Source organism: Streptomyces lasalocidi (assembly GCF_005280215.1).
Lineage (GTDB): Bacteria > Actinomycetota > Actinomycetes > Streptomycetales > Streptomycetaceae > Streptomyces > Streptomyces longwoodensis.
In genome coordinates this window covers 4,140,575-4,155,925 of record NZ_SZNQ01000001.1, presented here as the reverse complement: position 1 = coordinate 4,155,925, position 15,351 = coordinate 4,140,575, and the positions used below count along the sequence as shown (strand labels likewise).

Annotated in this window: 12 protein-coding genes; 4 read left to right on the top strand and 8 right to left on the bottom strand. The window is 71.0% G+C overall.

Annotated elements, in window-relative coordinates:
* Window positions 1-38 precede the first annotated feature (38 nt).
* On the bottom strand, window positions 39-2,636 hold the full coding sequence (clpB, locus tag E4U91_RS18675; RefSeq protein WP_137307917.1) for an ATP-dependent chaperone ClpB: 2,598 nt from the start codon (window positions 2,634-2,636) through the stop codon (window positions 39-41).
* A 141-nt stretch (window positions 2,637-2,777) separates the two neighbouring features.
* On the opposite strand from clpB, the gene E4U91_RS18670 reads away from it, so the two are divergent.
* Complete coding sequence (locus tag E4U91_RS18670) at window positions 2,778-3,188, top strand: pyridoxamine 5'-phosphate oxidase family protein (RefSeq protein WP_137307916.1); 411 nt, start codon at window positions 2,778-2,780, stop codon at window positions 3,186-3,188.
* A gap of 154 nt (window positions 3,189-3,342) precedes the next feature.
* Here the strand turns inward: E4U91_RS18670 and E4U91_RS18665 are convergent, their stop codons facing one another.
* Window positions 3,343-3,681, bottom strand: a complete 339-nt coding sequence (locus E4U91_RS18665) for a Rieske (2Fe-2S) protein (RefSeq protein WP_067241006.1) — start codon at window positions 3,679-3,681, stop codon at window positions 3,343-3,345.
* Window positions 3,682-3,985: 304 nt separating this feature from the next.
* Between E4U91_RS18665 and E4U91_RS18655 the strand changes: the two genes are divergently transcribed.
* Window positions 3,986-4,996 carry a helix-turn-helix transcriptional regulator gene (locus E4U91_RS18655; RefSeq protein WP_391310433.1) on the top strand — a complete coding sequence of 337 codons (1,011 nt, stop codon included), beginning with the start codon at window positions 3,986-3,988 and terminating at the stop codon, window positions 4,994-4,996.
* Window positions 4,997-5,549: 553 nt separating this feature from the next.
* On the opposite strand, the gene E4U91_RS18645 is transcribed toward E4U91_RS18655, so the two are convergent.
* Entirely contained in the window at window positions 5,550-6,590 is a 1,041-nt protein-coding gene (locus tag E4U91_RS18645) for a helix-turn-helix transcriptional regulator (RefSeq protein ID WP_137307915.1), read from the bottom strand.
* A gap of 231 nt (window positions 6,591-6,821) precedes the next feature.
* Between E4U91_RS18645 and E4U91_RS18640 the strand changes: the two genes are divergently transcribed.
* Complete coding sequence (locus E4U91_RS18640; protein WP_137307914.1) at window positions 6,822-7,403, top strand: hypothetical protein; 582 nt, start codon at window positions 6,822-6,824, stop codon at window positions 7,401-7,403.
* Between the two features lie 134 nt (window positions 7,404-7,537).
* On the opposite strand, the gene E4U91_RS18635 is transcribed toward E4U91_RS18640, so the two are convergent.
* Window positions 7,538-8,641: a sugar ABC transporter substrate-binding protein gene (locus E4U91_RS18635; RefSeq protein ID WP_137307913.1), complete on the bottom strand. Its 1,104-nt coding sequence runs from the start codon at window positions 8,639-8,641 to the stop codon at window positions 7,538-7,540.
* A 296-nt stretch (window positions 8,642-8,937) separates the two neighbouring features.
* Here E4U91_RS18635 and E4U91_RS18630 point away from each other — a divergent pair, with 296 nt between their 5' ends.
* A complete protein-coding gene (locus E4U91_RS18630) occupies window positions 8,938-10,974 on the top strand; it encodes a fibronectin type III domain-containing protein (protein WP_137307912.1) in 2,037 nt (678 codons plus the stop codon).
* Window positions 10,975-11,063: 89 nt separating this feature from the next.
* Here E4U91_RS18630 and E4U91_RS18625 read toward each other — a convergent pair whose 3' ends face one another.
* Genes E4U91_RS18625 through dnaK form a run of 4 tightly spaced genes read right to left on the bottom strand, consistent with a single transcriptional unit; the run spans window position 11,064 to window position 15,261 of the window.
* Window positions 11,064-11,510 carry a heat shock protein transcriptional repressor HspR gene (locus E4U91_RS18625; protein ID WP_137303384.1) on the bottom strand — a complete coding sequence of 149 codons (447 nt, stop codon included), beginning with the start codon at window positions 11,508-11,510 and terminating at the stop codon, window positions 11,064-11,066.
* A gap of 5 nt (window positions 11,511-11,515) precedes the next feature.
* The gene (dnaJ, locus tag E4U91_RS18620; protein ID WP_137307911.1) at window positions 11,516-12,691 is read right to left on the bottom strand and encodes a molecular chaperone DnaJ; all 1,176 of its coding nucleotides are present in this window, start codon (window positions 12,689-12,691) and stop codon (window positions 11,516-11,518) included.
* 57 nt (window positions 12,692-12,748) lie between these two features.
* Complete coding sequence (gene grpE, locus E4U91_RS18615; RefSeq protein ID WP_137307910.1) at window positions 12,749-13,417, bottom strand: nucleotide exchange factor GrpE; 669 nt, start codon at window positions 13,415-13,417, stop codon at window positions 12,749-12,751.
* On the bottom strand, window positions 13,414-15,261 hold the full coding sequence (gene dnaK, locus E4U91_RS18610; RefSeq protein ID WP_137307909.1) for a molecular chaperone DnaK: 1,848 nt from the start codon (window positions 15,259-15,261) through the stop codon (window positions 13,414-13,416). The genes grpE and dnaK overlap by 4 nt, the downstream gene beginning before the upstream one ends.
* Between the last annotated feature and the right edge of the window lie 90 nt (window positions 15,262-15,351).

Here is a 15,351-nt window from a genome sequence, read left to right as displayed (position 1 = left end):
CACCCGGAGGGTGGCGGGGCCGTGCGGCGCGGCTCGGTTCAGAGGGTCTTCCCGGTGGCCGGGCCCACGATCAGGCCGTCGCCGAAGGCCTCCACCCGGACCGTGTCGCCGTCCTTGACCTCGCCGGCCAGGATCTCCTTGGCCAGCCGGTCGCCGATGGCGGACTGGACCAGACGGCGCAGCGGGCGCGCCCCGTACGCCGGGTCCATGCCCTCGGCGGCGAGCCAGGCCAGCGCGTCCGGCGTGACGTCCAGGGTGAGCCGGCGCTCGGCGAGGCGCCGGGCGAGCCGGTCGATCTGCAGCCGGGCGATGCGGCTGAGCTCCTCCTTGGTGAGGGCCGAGAAGACGACGAGGTCGTCGAGCCGGTTGAGGAACTCGGGCTTGAACGACGCCCGCACGACCTCCAGCACCTGCTCCTTCTTCTCCGCCTCGCTGGTCAGCGGGTCCATCAGGAACTGGCTGCCCAGGTTGGAGGTCAGCACCAGGATGGTGTTGCGGAAGTCGACCGTGCGGCCCTGCCCGTCCGTCAGGCGCCCGTCGTCGAGCACCTGGAGCAGGACGTCGAAGACCTCGGGGTGCGCCTTCTCCACCTCGTCGAGCAGCACCACGGAGTACGGCCGCCTGCGCACCGCCTCGGTGAGCTGGCCGCCCTCCTCGTAGCCCACGTAGCCGGGCGGGGCGCCGACCAGCCGGGCCACGCTGTGCTTCTCGCCGTACTCCGACATGTCGATGCGGACCATCGCCCGCTCGTCGTCGAAGAGGAAGTCGGCGAGCGCCTTGGCCAGCTCCGTCTTGCCCACGCCCGTGGGGCCGAGGAAGAGGAACGAGCCGGTGGGCCGGTCGGGGTCGGAGATCCCGGCGCGGGAGCGGCGCACCGCGTCCGACACCGCCTGCACGGCCTCGCCCTGGCCGATCAGGCGCCGGCCGATCTCCTCCTCCATGCGCAGCAGCTTCTGCGTCTCGCCCTCCATGAGACGGCCGGCCGGGATGCCGGTCCAGGAGGCGACCACGTCGGCGATGTCGTCGGCGCCGACCTCCTCCTTGACCATGGTGTCCTTGGCGACCTCCTCCTCGGCGGCGGAGGCGGCCTCCAGGTCGCGCTCCAGGGTGGGGATCTCGCCGTACAGCAGCTTGGAGGCGGTGTCGAAGTCGCCGTCGCGCTGGGCGCGCTCGGCCTGGCCGCGCAGCTCGTCCAGCTTCTCCTTGAGCTCACCGACCCGGTTGAGGGACTGCTTCTCCTTCTCCCAGCGGGCGGTCAGGCCGCGCAGCTCCTCCTCCTTGTCGGCGAGGTCACGGCGCAGCTTCTCCAGGCGCTCGCGGGAGGCCGCGTCGGTCTCCTTGCCGATGGCCAGCTCCTCCATCTTCAGCCGGTCGACGGCGCGCTGGAGCTCGTCGATCTCGACCGGCGAGGAGTCGATCTCCATGCGCAGCCGGGAGGCCGCCTCGTCGACCAGGTCGATGGCCTTGTCGGGCAGGAAGCGGGAGGTGATGTACCGGTCGGACAGGGTCGCGGCCGCGACCAGCGCGCTGTCGGCGATCTGGACCTTGTGGTGGGCCTCGTAGCGGCCCTTGAGCCCGCGCAGGATGGCGATGCTGTCCTCGACGCTCGGCTCGGCGACCAGCACCTGCTGGAAGCGCCGCTCCAGGGCGGGGTCCTTCTCGATCCGCTCGCGGTACTCGTCGAGGGTGGTGGCGCCCACCATGCGCAGCTCGCCGCGGGCCAGCATCGGCTTGAGCATGTTGCCGGCGTCCATCGCGGAGTCGCCGCCGGCGCCCGCGCCCACGACGGTGTGCAGCTCGTCGATGAAGGTGATGACCTGCCCGTCCGAGTCCTTGATCTCGGCCAGGACGGTCTTCAGCCGCTCCTCGAACTCGCCGCGGTACTTGGCCCCGGCGACCATCGCGCCCAGGTCGAGCGCCACCAGCCGCTTGTCCTTCAGCGACTCGGGCACGTCGCCCTTGACGATGCGCTGGGCGAGGCCCTCCACGACGGCGGTCTTGCCGACGCCGGGCTCGCCGATCAGCACCGGGTTGTTCTTGGTACGCCGGGACAGCACCTGCACGACCCGCCGGATCTCGGTGTCCCGCCCGATGACGGGGTCGAGCTTGCCCTCGCGGGCGGCGGCGGTGAAGTCGGTGCCGAACTTCTCCAGCGCCTTGTACGAGCCCTCGGGGTCGGCGGTGGTGACGCGCCGGCCGCCGCGGGCCTTGCGGAAGGCCTCCAGCAGCTTCCTGGCGCTCGCGCCCTGCTGGACGAGCACGTCGGCGGCGGCCCCGCCCTTGGCGGCCAGGCCGATGAGCAGGTGCTCGGTGGAGAGGTACTCGTCGCCGAGGTCACGGGCCCGGCTCTGGGCGTCGGCGACCACGGCGAGCAGCTCGCGGTTGGGCTGCGGCGGCGCGACGGTGGACCCGGCGACCCGGGGCAGCGTGTCGAGGACCTTCTCGGCACCGGCGCGCACGGCGGCCTGGTCGGCCTCGACGGCCGCCAGCAGGTCCACGATGTTCTCGTTGTCCTGACCCTGGAGCAGGGCCAGCAGCAGGTGGGCGGGGGTGAGGTCCGGGTTGCCCTCGGTCACGGCCCGGTTGCTGGCCGCGTTGATCGCGTCCCGGCTCCGGTTGGTCAGCTCGGCGTCCACGGTCTGCTTCTCCTCCTTGCGTCAGCGGTCGGTGCCACGTCGTCCGGCGTTCCCGTACTGACTCAGTCAACGTACACAAAGTTGAGTCTATTCCACTCAAGGCTCGATGCGGGAGGGCCGGGGCGGCTAAGTTCGGCGGTCATGACGAACCAACGGGACCCGGGTGCGCCGGACGAGCCGTATCTCACCTTCTGGCGCGAGCGGCACCTGTGCACGCTGACGACCACGCGCCCCGACGGCAGCCCGCACGTGGTGCCGGTGGGCGTGACCTACGACCCGGAGCGGCGGCTGGCCCGTGTGATCGCGGACCGGGCGAGCCGGAAGGTGCGCAACGTGCTGGCGGCCGGCCCGGACGGCGCACGGGTCGCGGTGTGCCAGGTCGACGGGCGCCGCTGGGCGACGCTGGAGGGCCGCGCGACGGTCAGCGAGGACCCGGAGCGGGTGGCGGAGGCGGTACGGCGCTACGCCGAGCGCTACGGGCGCACCCCGCGCCCCAACCCCACCCGGGCGGTGATCGAAATCGCCCTGACCCGGGCGATGGGACAGGGCTGACCCGATACGACCCGTCGTTTTCCGGCCAGTGACGGGATCGGCGGACAGCGGGACATTTCCCCGCACAACACAGCGGCGTCACCGTGTTCAGGTCACGGTGACGCCGCTGCGGGGGGAAGCACCTGAGGCGATCTGTTACGACGGGGGAATCGCGTCAGGCACTGCGGGGGGTGGCTGAGATGGTGCGCGGGGCAGTGGGGGCCGCCGGCTCGTCCAGCTCGTGGTCGCGCTGGTCGAGGTTGACGAAGATCATGCCGTACCGGATCGCGCACCGGACCGGCTGCGGCGCCCCCCGAGGCCGCCGCAGACACCGGTACGCCCGTACGTCGTCGTCCTCGTCCCGCGTGACGACGACCGGCTCGCCGAACACGGTGACCATCAACGAGTCGCCGCTGTGGGGGATGGCGGTGACCAGGTCGATGAAGTGCCAGCCGGAGCGGTAGGCGGTGGCCATCTCGCGGCGGAAGCTGCGGTCGTCGGGAGGTGTCGTCATGTCAGGACCAAATACTGTCGTTGGGGGTGGCCACGACCCCGTCGGCCTCGTCGGTGGGGCCGGCGGACTGGACCACAACAGACCACCGGCTGTCCGCTTGTGCGTCGCCCTTCGCAGTGGAGAGGCCATTCAGAGTCCCGAAGGCCACAACGGCGGAGAAGGCGGCGACAAGCACCGAGCGAAGCATTCTCTTACGCATAGTCGGCTTCGTCCTCACTTGAAGGTCCCCTCATTCCCCCGTCGCGTAAGACGATGGCTCATTCAGGCACGTCATGACCACACAATCGGTGCATCATGTTCCTGCATGTTCAGGACCCTGGGGGGTGGAGATTTGACAACAAATCCGGCTAAAGCGACACATCCCCACGCCATCACTGAACTGTGCGAGGAGGGAGGGCGCCTCTACGCCCACGCGCTGCGCACCGGGCGAATCGCCCGCGCGGAGGTGGAGACGGCCCCCTGCCTGATGGAGTTCGCGCTGCTCCACCCCGACCCGGACGACGCGGGCTGGCTGCGCCCGGTTCCCCCGACGGTGGCACTGGCGCAACGGCTGAATCCGATCGAACGGGAGATCACCGAGCGCCGGCGCACCTCCATCGAGCTGGCCGGGGTCTTCGAGCCGTTCATGGCGCTCAGCGCCCAGGACACGGCCCCCACCCACGCCATCACCGTGCTGGAGGGCCTGGACCGCATCAACGCGTCCCTGGACCTGGCCGCCGACCAGTGCCGCAACGAGATGCTCACCGTGCAGCCCAGCGCCCGCCACCCCGAGCGCCGGGTCATCGAGGGCCTGGAGCGCGACCAGACCCTGATCGACCGCGGGGTGCGCATCCGCACCCTGTACCAGCACACCGCCCGCTACAGCCCCGAACGGCTGGCCTACGTCGACCGCTTCGCCAACGGCAAGGCGGAGTACCGCACCATCGACGAACTGGTCGAGCGGCTGATCATCTGCGACGAGACGGTCGCCTTCATCCCCATACGCGACGACCGTCAGGTCGCCCTCGAACTGCGCCACCCCGGGCTGGTGCAGTACCTGGTGAAGGTCTTCGAGTTCATGTGGAGCCGCGCGGTCCCGCTGACCGCCGGCGCGCCCTACGAGACCGCCCCCGACGGCATCACGGAGATCCAGCACTCCATCGCCAAGCTCCTCGTCGAGGGCCACGTCGACGAGGCCATCGCCCGCCGCCTGGGGATGAACGTCCGCACCTGCCGGGCCCACATCGCCAAGCTCGCGACGGCGTTGGGCAGCGGCAGCCGGGCCCAACTGGGGTACTTGATAGCGCAGTCGGGAATCCTGGAGCAGGACACCTAGGACCGGGGCGGGAGCCGGACGTCGCCGGGGGCCAGCTTTTGACGGGCGCCGGCTTGTGAGGCGCGTCGGTTCGTGAGGCGCGCCGGACCTGTCACTGGGGTCGGCTCGCGGCGGGTGCCGGACCGTATTACGGGGCCCGCATGTGACAGGTGCCGGACCGGGCCCCGGCGGCCAGCTTTTGACACGCGGCGGACCGGGCCACCGGCGCCGGCGCGTGACGGGTGCCGAACCAGGCCCCGGCGGCCAGCTTTTGACACGCGCCAGACCGGGCCACGGGCGCCGGCGTGTGACAGGTGCCGAACCAGGCCCCGGCCGCCAGCTTTTGACACGCGGCGGACCGGGTCACGGGGGCCGGACCGGGTCACGGGGGCCACACGGGCCCCGGAGGTCCCTAGGGGGTGTCTTGCCGATCAGGCCGGATCAGGGAGCGGCGTCTGGCGCCGTGCATCGCAAGGCGGAGGAGGGCGGCGATGCGGAGCATCGGCAACCGACGACAACGCGGCGAGGTGCGGTGCCAGGCGCCGCGAGCCCGGCGTGATCGGCAAGACACCCCCTAGCGGCCCGTGCGGGAGCCCTGGCCCGGCACGGTGACCTGGGTGAGGTCCACGGGCTCCTGGGGGCCGTCCAGGCCCACCTGGGCGATGCGCACACCGAGTTGGGTGCGGCTGGCCGCGCCGAGGGTCTCCGAGAGCCGGGCGATGTGGGCCCGGCAGGTGCGGACGCTGATGCCGAGGCGCTCGGCGATCACCGCGTCCTGGTGGCCCTCCGCCAGCAGCGCCGCGATGGACTGCTCGCGGTGGGAGATGCCCTCGATGCGGGTGTCGGGCAGCGGGGCGGTCAGCGGGATCGCCAGCCGCCACAGCCGCTCGAACACCGTGACCAGGTAGCCGACCAGCGCCGGGTGGCGCAGCTCCAGCGCCATCGTGCGGTCGGTGTTGGCGGGGATGAAGGCGACCGTGCGGTCGAAGAGGATCAGCCGGTCGATCACCTCGTCCAGCGAGCGCGCCTCGACCGCCTCGCCCATCAGCTCCAGGTAGTTGAGCAGGCCCTGCCCGTGCCGGGCCACGTGGGTGTAGAGATCGCGCATGTGCACGCCCCGGCCGCGCAGGGTGAGCGCCCGGTGCAGGCCCTCCGCCAGCTCGTCCTCGCGCCGGATGCCGCCGGGCTGGACGGTCAGCACCTCGCGGGTGCACGCCTCCGTGGCCTCGTCCATCGCGGCCTGGATCCGGGACAGCCCTTCCAGGACGCGGATCGCCGAGCCCTCGCCGGCCGGAGCGGCCGGTGCGGAACCGCCCAGGCCCGCGTACCACTCGTAGGCGGCCACCGCCGTGCCCACCCGGCGCTGGCTCGCGCTGACGTCCTCGTAGAGCCCGCGCAGCAGCCGGGTCATGACCTCCTGCGGGGAGGTCGGCACCAGCCAGTCCATGTCGTCGGGGTCGGGGTGCAGCAGGGCCAGGTCCAGCAGGCAGGGCACCTGGCCGGCGTCACGGCGCGGCACCCGGCCGCGCCGTACGGCCCGGGAATACACGCGATCCCCGGCCTCGCACAGTCGGTCGGCACCGTGAGGATGCTCCTCCGTCCCGGTCCCGGCCATCGCCCATACCACCCCCGCTGCGCGCCTGTTCCGCGACGCCACTATGCGCGGCCCGGACCAGCTCCGCAACACGGCTGCCCCCGGCGGCCACAAGGGAAACCGCCGCTTTGACAGGTTTTCGCACCGCCTCGTACCCACCCCCGCGCGCCGCCGTGCAACAAGCTGTCGTCCGGGCGCTCCAGGAGCGATCAGCCCCTCCCCTTCCGGCCCGGTCCGGCGGACAATCGGCGGATGGCGACGAGGCCGGTGGTGGCGGGGATGACGTGCGCGGTCGTGCTGGGTGTCCTGGCCGGCACGGCCGGCTGCGGCGGCGACGGACCCACGGGGACGGGGACCGAGGGGCGGACGGGGCAGGCGTCCGCGTCGGCCTCGCAGCGGCCCTCCCGCCCCTACCGGGACGGGCACCTCACCTTCACCCTGCTCGACCTGCGCTGCGGGCTGACCGCGGTGGCCGGGTCGCACAGCGAGGCCCAGCCGGACGGGCAGTTCTGTTCGGCGCGGCTGCGGGTCGACAACCAGGACCCGAACTTCCACACCTACGTCGCGGCGCGGCAGCGCCTGGCGGGCGTGACCGGCCCCCGCGCCCGGCCCGACGCCTTCGCCATGGCCGTACGCCGCCAGCACGAGGAGGTCGAGATCGGCGGCCACGACCTCATGGAGGTCGAGCTCTGGTACGACGTCCCGCGCGACGCCCGGGTCACGGGCCTGCGGGTGACGGGTGACCGCGACCCGTCGGGCTACCTCAGCACCCGCCCCGCGGACCACGCGCCGGACGGCGTACTGATCCGCCGGGAGCCGCTGAGCGGTCCCTGACGGGCCCGGGAACGGTCCCGGACCGACGAGTTCCGGCCGAATGCCGGAACGTCAGATTCCGGCCGTTCGGCGGCTGTCCGGATCCGGTCGGCCGACGGCCGTCCGGATCCGGCCCCTCCGGGCCGCAGGGCCGGCTACTTCAGGCCGATGGTCTGGCAGGCCGCCTTGTACTTGCCGGTGCAGATGTCCGACACCTTGAAGATGCCGTCGGCGACCACGGTGTCCTTGATGTTGCTCTTGGTCAGCGCGACCACGGTCACCAGCTGCGCCGGGATGTTCTTGTCGGTCGGGCTGTCGACCTTGTCGCGGGTGAGCGCGTCGAACTGGATGTCACGGCCCTGGACCTTGGCGACGGCCATCTCCGCAGCGGCCTCCGCCTCCTGCGGGTAGGGCTTGTACACGCTCATGTACTGCTCGCCGCTGATGATCCGCTGCACGGCCTCCAGTTCGGCGTCCTGGCCGGTGACCGGCGGGAGTTCGCTGACGCCGGCCTCCTTCAGGGCCTCGATGGCCGCGCCCGCCATGGCGTCGTTGGCGGAGTAGACACCGGCGATGCTGCCCTTGCCGATCTTGGCGATCGCCTCGGCCATCTCCTTCTTCGCCAGCTCCGGCTTCCACTTGTCCGTGTCGTAGGTCGCGGCGATGGTCACCCGGCCGTTGAGCTCGGACAGCGCGCCCTGCTTGAACTGACCTGCGTTCGGGTCGGTGGGCGAGCCGTTGATCATGACGATCTTGTCGGTGGCGTCGGGCGAGCCCATGCCCTCGACCAGGGTGCGCCCCTGCACCTCGCCGACGAGTTCGTTGTCGAAGGAGACGTAGGCGTCGATCGGCCCCTGCGCGAGACGGTCGTAGGCGATGACCGGGATGCCCGCGTCCTTGGCCTTCTTGACGGTGTCGGCGATCGCCTCGGCGTCGACCGCGTCCAGCAGGATGACGTCGACCTTGTCGTCGATCATCTTCTCCATCTGCTGGACCTGCTTGTCCGGGTCCGCCTCACCGTTGGCGTAGACGGTCCTGCCCTCGTCCCGCGTCAGGGACTTCACCTTGGCCTGGATGATGGGGTAGTCGAACCGCTCGTAGCGGGTGTTCGTCGTCTCCGGCATCAGCACGCCGACCGTGATGCCGTTGCCCTTGGTGGGACTTGCGTCGGCCCCGTCCTCCGTCGCGTTCAGCACGCCGCAGCCGGCGAGCGAGAGGGTCATCGTGGCGGCGACCACAGCGATGGCTATTCGACGCATTAAGGGGCTCACTTCGAGTGCGTTCGGGGCATGGGGCAAGTCGACCCAGGTGTCTGAAAAGACAACGCGGCCAGCCGTACCGGCGTCAAGCGGAACTACTTAACGAGATGACAACATCACGCTCCGCTCAGCGGGTGAAGACGCATGGAGACGAAGCGGAATCACCTCCTGACGCCCTTTACGGACCCTTCACCAGCGGGACTTCACGACCCGGCAAAAATCCGTGCAACCAATTCCCTTCCCGGCGCGTCATGATCACGGCGGTTCCCGCCGCCGACCGTCCGACAGGGGAACGAATGAAGCCAGTCAGCCTCGCGACGGCCGTGGTGCTCGCCACGGCCGGCGGCCTGCTCACCGCCGTGGCCGCGAGCCCGGCGTCCGCCGCCACGACCTGCACCGCACCGGTCTACAAGCGGCAGATCTACGCCAACACGAACTTCTCGGGCACCGCCAAGCAGACCGGTTGCGATGCCGCGATCAGCGAGAACTGGGGTACGGGCGCGCCCGCTTCCGGCGTGCCGAGGGACAACTTCTCCGTCCGCTGGTCCGTCACCCGCGACTTCGGCTCCGGCGGCCCCTTCGCGCTGTCCGCGTCCGGTCTGGACGGCATCCGCGTCTACCTCGACGGCAGCCTGAAGATCAGCCTGTGGAAGAACACCTCCACGGCCGTCGGGAAGACCGTCTACCTGACCGTCCCGTCGGGCAAGCACACCCTGCGCGTCGACTACGCGCACTGGACCGGCTCGGCGAAGGTCGCCTTCACCTACACGCCCCGCACCACGGCCACGGTCGACAAGGTGCGCCCCCTCGCCCCGACGGGCACCGCCTGGAACTACCGCGTGGCGGACGCGAACCGGACCACCGCGACGCTGTCCTGGGCCGCCAACAAGGAGATGGACCTGGCCGGTTACCGGGTCTACCGCCAGGCGGCGGGCAGCACCGCCTGGACCCGGATCGGCGCGACCACCACCGCCCGGCGCACCTTCGACGACACCCCGCCGCAGACCGGCCAGTCGTACCGCTACCAGATCCGCGCGTACGACAAGGCGGGCAACGAGTCGGCCGGCACCGCCGCCCTCGGCCCGGTCCCCACGCCCGACCTCACCGCGCCCGCCGCCCCGGTGCTCACCGTCACCAGCTCCGTCGACACCAACACGCTGTCCTGGAAGGCCCCGTCGGACGCGGTCGCCTACTCGGTCTTCCGCAAGAAGTCGGACGAGACGGAGTGGAAGGAGTACACCCCCGAGATCACCACGACCACGTGGAAGGACGACTTCCCGGAGTACGGGAAGCCGTACGACTACAAGGTCCGCGCCTACGACGCCGCCTGGAACCACGCCGACTCGGCCGTGGTGACCGGCCGCACCACCATCGCCGTGCCCCAGCACGTCACGGTCGCCACCCCCGACCAGGGTGCCGTCGTCAGCTGGACCGACCCGGCGGGCAACGACACCGCCGACTACACCGTCCTGCGCTCCCCCGCCACGAGCGCCGCCCGCACCTGGACGAACGTCACCTGTGGCAGCCGCAAGACGGCCACCGACGCGTCCGGCGCCACGGTGCGCACCTGCACCGACAGCAGCGGTGACCGGGGGAAGCCGTACGCCTACGTCGTGCGCCGCAAGGACACCGACGGCCGCTGGTCCTCCCCCTCAGCCGAGACCGTCGTCACCCGCCCCGGCGACGAGGTCGCGCCCCCGGCCGTCACGGGCCTGACCGCCCAGGCGCTGGAGTACGGCGTGCGCCTGCAGTGGCACGCGAGCACGGCGGCGGACCTCGCCGAGTACCGCATCTACGAGCAGCCCGCCGACTTCGACACCCCGCAGTACGTCGGCACGGTGGACGCCACCCGCACGTACGCCACCCTGCGCATGGCGGCGGACGGCGAGCAGAAGCGGTACGTCGTCCTGGCCGCGGACCGCTGGGGCAACGTGGCCTCCTACGTGGGCGACCCCGAGGGCGACGGCACCTACTGGGACCAGCCCGTCGCCGCGGCCAAGATCACCGAGCTCGACCTGCGCCCGACGGCCCAGGCCCCCGAGAACACGGCCTGCGACCTGGACGCCATCGCCCTGGCCTCGGGCGCCGTGCAGGTGGACCCGTACTGCTACGGCGCACGCTTCAAGGAGGCGGACGGCTACCAGGTCTACCGCTGGGACCGCGTGAAGGCCACCTGGACCCGTCTCACCGACGCCCCGGTGACGACCTCCTACTGGACCGACACCACCGCTCCCTCCGGCACCACGCTGTACTACCTGGTGTCCTTCAAGAACGAGGACGGCACGGAGGCCTTCTCCAACGTCGACGACGCGGTCACCGGACCGGCCGTCTGACCCGCCCGCAACGACGGCGAGGGGCCCGGGAGTTCGACTCCCGGGCCCCTCGCCGTGTGCCTGCGTCTGTGCCTGTGTCCGGAGGACCGCTAGTCCTTGGCCTTCTTCGGCCGCCAGACCACCAGCGCGCTGGTCTGCTGGACCTCCTGGTACGGGACCAGGTCGCGGCGGTAGGACGCGTGGACCGCGGCCTCGCGCTGCTGGATGGCCGCCGCGGCGGCGTCCAGGGCCGCCTCCATCTCCGCCACGCGGGACTGGAGCGCGGCCACCTGGTTCTCCAGTTCGATGATCCGCTTGATGCCGGCCAGGTTGACGCCCTCGTCCTGCGACAACTGCTGCACCTGACGGAGCAGTTCGATGTCACGGGCCGAGTAGCGCCGGCCCCGGCCCGCCGTGCGGTCCGGGGAGACCAGGCCGAGGCGGTCGTACTGGCGCAGCGTCTGCGGGTGCAGTCCGGAGAGCTGGGCCGCCACCGAGATGACGTAGACCGGGGTCTCCTCGGTCAGTTCATACGGATTCCGTCGACGGCCTTCCATCTGCGTCATGCTCCCTTCGCGGCCTCGAACAACTCCGCCCGCGGGTCGTCGCCCGCGGTCGCCTCGCGATACGCCTCGAGCGCGTCACGAGCCTTCCCCGACAGGTCGGTGGGGACACTCACCTCGACGGTGACCAGCAGGTCGCCGCGGGTGCCGTCCTTGCGGACCGCCCCCTTGCCCCGGGCGCGCATCGTACGGCCGTTGGGCGTGCCGGGCGGCAGCTTCAGCGTGACCGGCGGACCGCCCAGGGTGGGCACCCTGACCTCGCCGCCGAGCGCCGCCTCCGTGAACGTCACCGGCACGGTGACCGTGAGGTTGTCGCCCTTGCGCCCGAACACCGGGTGCTCGCCGACGTGCACGACGACGTAGAGGTCGCCGGCCGGGCCGCCGCGCTCGCCCGGTGCGCCCTTGCCGCGCAGCCGGATCCGCTGGCCGTCGCTCACCCCCGCCGGAATGCGGACCTGCATGGTCCGGGACGACTTGGCGCGCCCGGAGCCGTGGCAGATCTCGCAGGGGTTCTCCGCGATCAGCCCGCGGCCCTTGCAGTCGGGGCAGGGGTCCGTCAGCGAGAAGCCGCCGCCGGAGCCCCGCGCGACCTGCCCGGTGCCGACGCAGGTCGGGCACACGCGCGGTGTGCCGTTCTTGTCGCCGGTGCCGGAACAGGCCTTGCAGGCCGCCTGCGAGGACATCCGCAGCGGGACCGTCGCCCCCTCGATGGCCTCGGTGAAACTCAGGGTGACCTCGGACTCGATGTCCTGGCCCCGCCGGGGCTGGGTCCGGGTCCCCGCGGCGCCGCCGCGGTTGAACAGGCCCCCGAAGACGTCGCCGAGTCCGCCGCCGAAGCCGCCCCCGCCGCCGCCCTGGGCGGCACCGCCCCCGAAGAGGTCGCCCAGGTCGAAGTTGAAGGAGCCGCCCGCACCCGGGCCGGGCCGGAACCCTCCGTTGCCGAAGAGGGCGCGGGCGTCGTCGTACTCCTTGCGCTTCTTGGGGTCGCCGAGGACGTCGTTCGCCTCGGAGATCTCCTTGAAGCGCTCCTCGGCCTTGACGTTGCCCTTGTTGGCGTCCGGGTGGAACTCGCGCGCGAGCTTGCGGTACGCCTTCTTGATCTCGGCCTCGGTGGCGTCCTTCGGGACGCCGAGGACCTTGTAGTAGTCCTTCTCGATGAAGTCCTTGGTGCTCATCCCCGACGCCCCTCCTTCCTTACGCCAGTGCCTTCAGTGCGTCCGTCGGTGTCGACGTCAGCCCTCCTCCGGGCCACCGTTGTCCTTCGTCGCGGAGTCCTCCGCCGCGGCCTCGCCCTGCTCCTCGGCCTTGACCGTCTGCGCGCCGGGCTGGGGCTCGGCGACCGCGACCCGCGCGGGGCGGATCGTGCGCTCGCCGATGCGGTACCCCGGCTGCAGGATGGCCACGCACGTGGTCTCCGTGACGTCCGGCGCGTAGGAGTGCATCAGGGCCTCGTGGATCGTCGGGTCGAAGGGCTCGCCCTCCTTGCCGAACTGCTGCAGGCCCATCTTGGCCGCGACGGTCTCCAGCGACTCGGCGACGGACTTGAACCCGCCGAGGAGCTCGCCGTGTTCCCGCGCGCGGCCGATGTCGTCGAGCACGGGCAGGAGCTCGGTCAGGAGGTTCGCGACGGCGATCTCCTTGACCGCGATCCGGTCCCGCTCGACCCGGCGGCGGTAGTTCTGGAACTCGGCCTGGAGCCGCTGGAGGTCCGCGGTGCGCTCGTCGAGCGCCTTGCGGGACTGGTCCAGCTGGGCCACCAGACCCGCTGTCTCGTTCGCGTCCCCGGCCGGGGCCGCCGTCTCCTCGGAGGAGGCGTCGGCGGCCTTCGGCTCGGCGTCGTCAGGGGTGGCGCCGGAGGGGACGTCGGGCTTCTCCTCGAAGCCCGGGGTCTCCTCCGTCACGCGGCACCGTCCTTGCGCTCGTCGTCCACGATCTCGGCGTCCACGACGTCGTCGTCGGCCTTGGCCTGGCCGGCACCGGCCTCACCGGCACCGTCGGCGGCCTGGGCCGCGGAGGCGTCGGCGTACATGGCCTGGCCGAGCTTCTGCGAGACGGCCGCGACCTTCTCCGTGGCGGAGCGGATCTCGGCGGTGTCCTCGCCCTTGAGCTTCTCCTTCAGCTCGCCGACGGCTTCCTCGACCTCGGTCTTGATCTCGCCGGGGACCTTGTCCTCGTTGTCCTTGAGGAACTTCTCCGTCTGGTAGACGAGCTGCTCGCCCTGGTTGCGGGCCTCGGCGGCCTCGCGGCGGCGGTGGTCCTCCTCCGCGTACTGCTCGGCCTCCTGGCGCATGCGGTCGACCTCGTCCTTCGGCAGCGAGGAGCCGCCGGTGACGGTCATCTTCTGCTCCTTGCCCGTGCCCAGGTCCTTCGCGGTCACGTGCATGATGCCGTTGGCGTCGATGTCGAAGGAGACCTCGATCTGCGGGACGCCGCGGGGCGCCGGCGGCAGACCGGTCAGCTCGAACATCCCGAGCTTCTTGTTGTAGGCCGCGATCTCGCGCTCGCCCTGGTAGACCTGGATCTGCACGGACGGCTGGTTGTCCTCGGCCGTGGTGAAGATCTCGGAGCGCTTGGTCGGGATCGTGGTGTTGCGCTCGATGAGCTTGGTCATGATGCCGCCCTTGGTCTCGATGCCGAGGGACAGCGGGGTGACGTCGAGCAGCAGGACGTCCTTGACCTCGCCCTTGAGGACACCGGCCTGGAGCGAGGCGCCGATGGCGACGACCTCGTCCGGGTTCACACCCTTGTTGGCCTCCTTGCCGCCGGTCAGCTCCTTGACGAGCTCGGCGACGGCGGGCATGCGGGTGGAGCCACCGACGAGGACGACGTGGTCGATCTCGTTGATGGAGATGCCGGCGTCCTTGATGACGTTGTGGAACGGCGTCTTGCAGCGCTCCAGCAGGTCGGCCGTCAGCTGCTGGAACTGGGCGCGGGTGAGCTTCTCGTCCAGGTGCAGCGGGCCCTCGGCGGACGCCGTGATGTAGGGCAGGTTGATCGAGGTCTCGGTGGACGAGGACAGCTCGATCTTGGCCTTCTCGGCGGCCTCGCGCAGACGCTGCAGGGCCATCTTGTCCTTGCCCAGGTCCACGCCGTGGCCGGACTTGAACTGCTGGACCAGGTAGTCGACGACGCGCTGGTCCCAGTCGTCACCACCGAGGTGGTTGTCGCCGTTGGTCGCCTTCACCTCGACGACGCCGTCACCGATCTCCAGCAGCGAGACGTCGAAGGTGCCGCCACCGAGGTCGAAGACCAGGATGGTCTGGTCGTCCTTGTCCAGGCCGTAGGCAAGGGCGGCCGCGGTCGGCTCGTTGACGATGCGCAGGACGTTCAGACCGGCGATCTCGCCGGCCTCCTTCGTCGCCTGGCGCTCGGAGTCGTTGAAGTACGCCGGGACGGTGATGACCGCGTCGGTCACCTTCTCGCCCAGGTAGGCCTCGGCGTCCCGCTTGAGCTTCTGCAGGATGAACGCGGAGATCTGCTGCGGGTTGAAGTCCTTGCCGTCGAGCTGGATCTTCCAGTCGGTGCCCATGTGGCGCTTCACCGAGCGGATGGTCCGGTCCACGTTCGTGACCGCCTGGCGCTTGGCGACCTCGCCGACGAGCACCTCACCGTTCTTCGCGAAGGCGACGACGGACGGCGTGGTCCTGGCACCCTCGGCGTTGGTGATGACGGTGGGCTCGCCGCCCTCCAGAACGCTGACGACGGAGTTAGTCGTGCCCAGGTCGATGCCGACCGCACGTGCCATGGTTGTTTCCTCCAGCTGACTTGAGTGCAACAGGCTCAAGTGTGCATGAGGTCGGCCGCTGGGTCAACAGACCTGAGTCAGACGGGCTCA

What these genes read in the sequence shown, in the direction of transcription:
- dnaK (WP_137307909.1), bottom strand. Translation starts at nt 15,261, where the DNA reads ATGGCACGTGCGGTCGGCATCGACCTGGGCACGACTAACTCCGTCGTC.
- dnaJ (WP_137307911.1), bottom strand. Translation starts at nt 12,691, where the DNA reads ATGAGCACCAAGGACTTCATCGAGAAGGACTACTACAAGGTCCTCGGC.
- E4U91_RS18640 (WP_137307914.1), top strand. Translation starts at nt 6,822, where the DNA reads ATGGCGACGAGGCCGGTGGTGGCGGGGATGACGTGCGCGGTCGTGCTG.
- E4U91_RS18665 (WP_067241006.1), bottom strand. Translation starts at nt 3,681, where the DNA reads ATGACGACACCTCCCGACGACCGCAGCTTCCGCCGCGAGATGGCCACC.
- E4U91_RS18645 (WP_137307915.1), bottom strand. Translation starts at nt 6,590, where the DNA reads ATGGCCGGGACCGGGACGGAGGAGCATCCTCACGGTGCCGACCGACTG.
- E4U91_RS18655 (WP_391310433.1), top strand. Translation starts at nt 3,986, where the DNA reads ATGTTCAGGACCCTGGGGGGTGGAGATTTGACAACAAATCCGGCTAAA.
- E4U91_RS18635 (WP_137307913.1), bottom strand. Translation starts at nt 8,641, where the DNA reads ATGCGTCGAATAGCCATCGCTGTGGTCGCCGCCACGATGACCCTCTCG.
- E4U91_RS18625 (WP_137303384.1), bottom strand. Translation starts at nt 11,510, where the DNA reads ATGGAAGGCCGTCGACGGAATCCGTATGAACTGACCGAGGAGACCCCG.
- E4U91_RS18630 (WP_137307912.1), top strand. Translation starts at nt 8,938, where the DNA reads ATGAAGCCAGTCAGCCTCGCGACGGCCGTGGTGCTCGCCACGGCCGGC.
- E4U91_RS18670 (WP_137307916.1), top strand. Translation starts at nt 2,778, where the DNA reads ATGACGAACCAACGGGACCCGGGTGCGCCGGACGAGCCGTATCTCACC.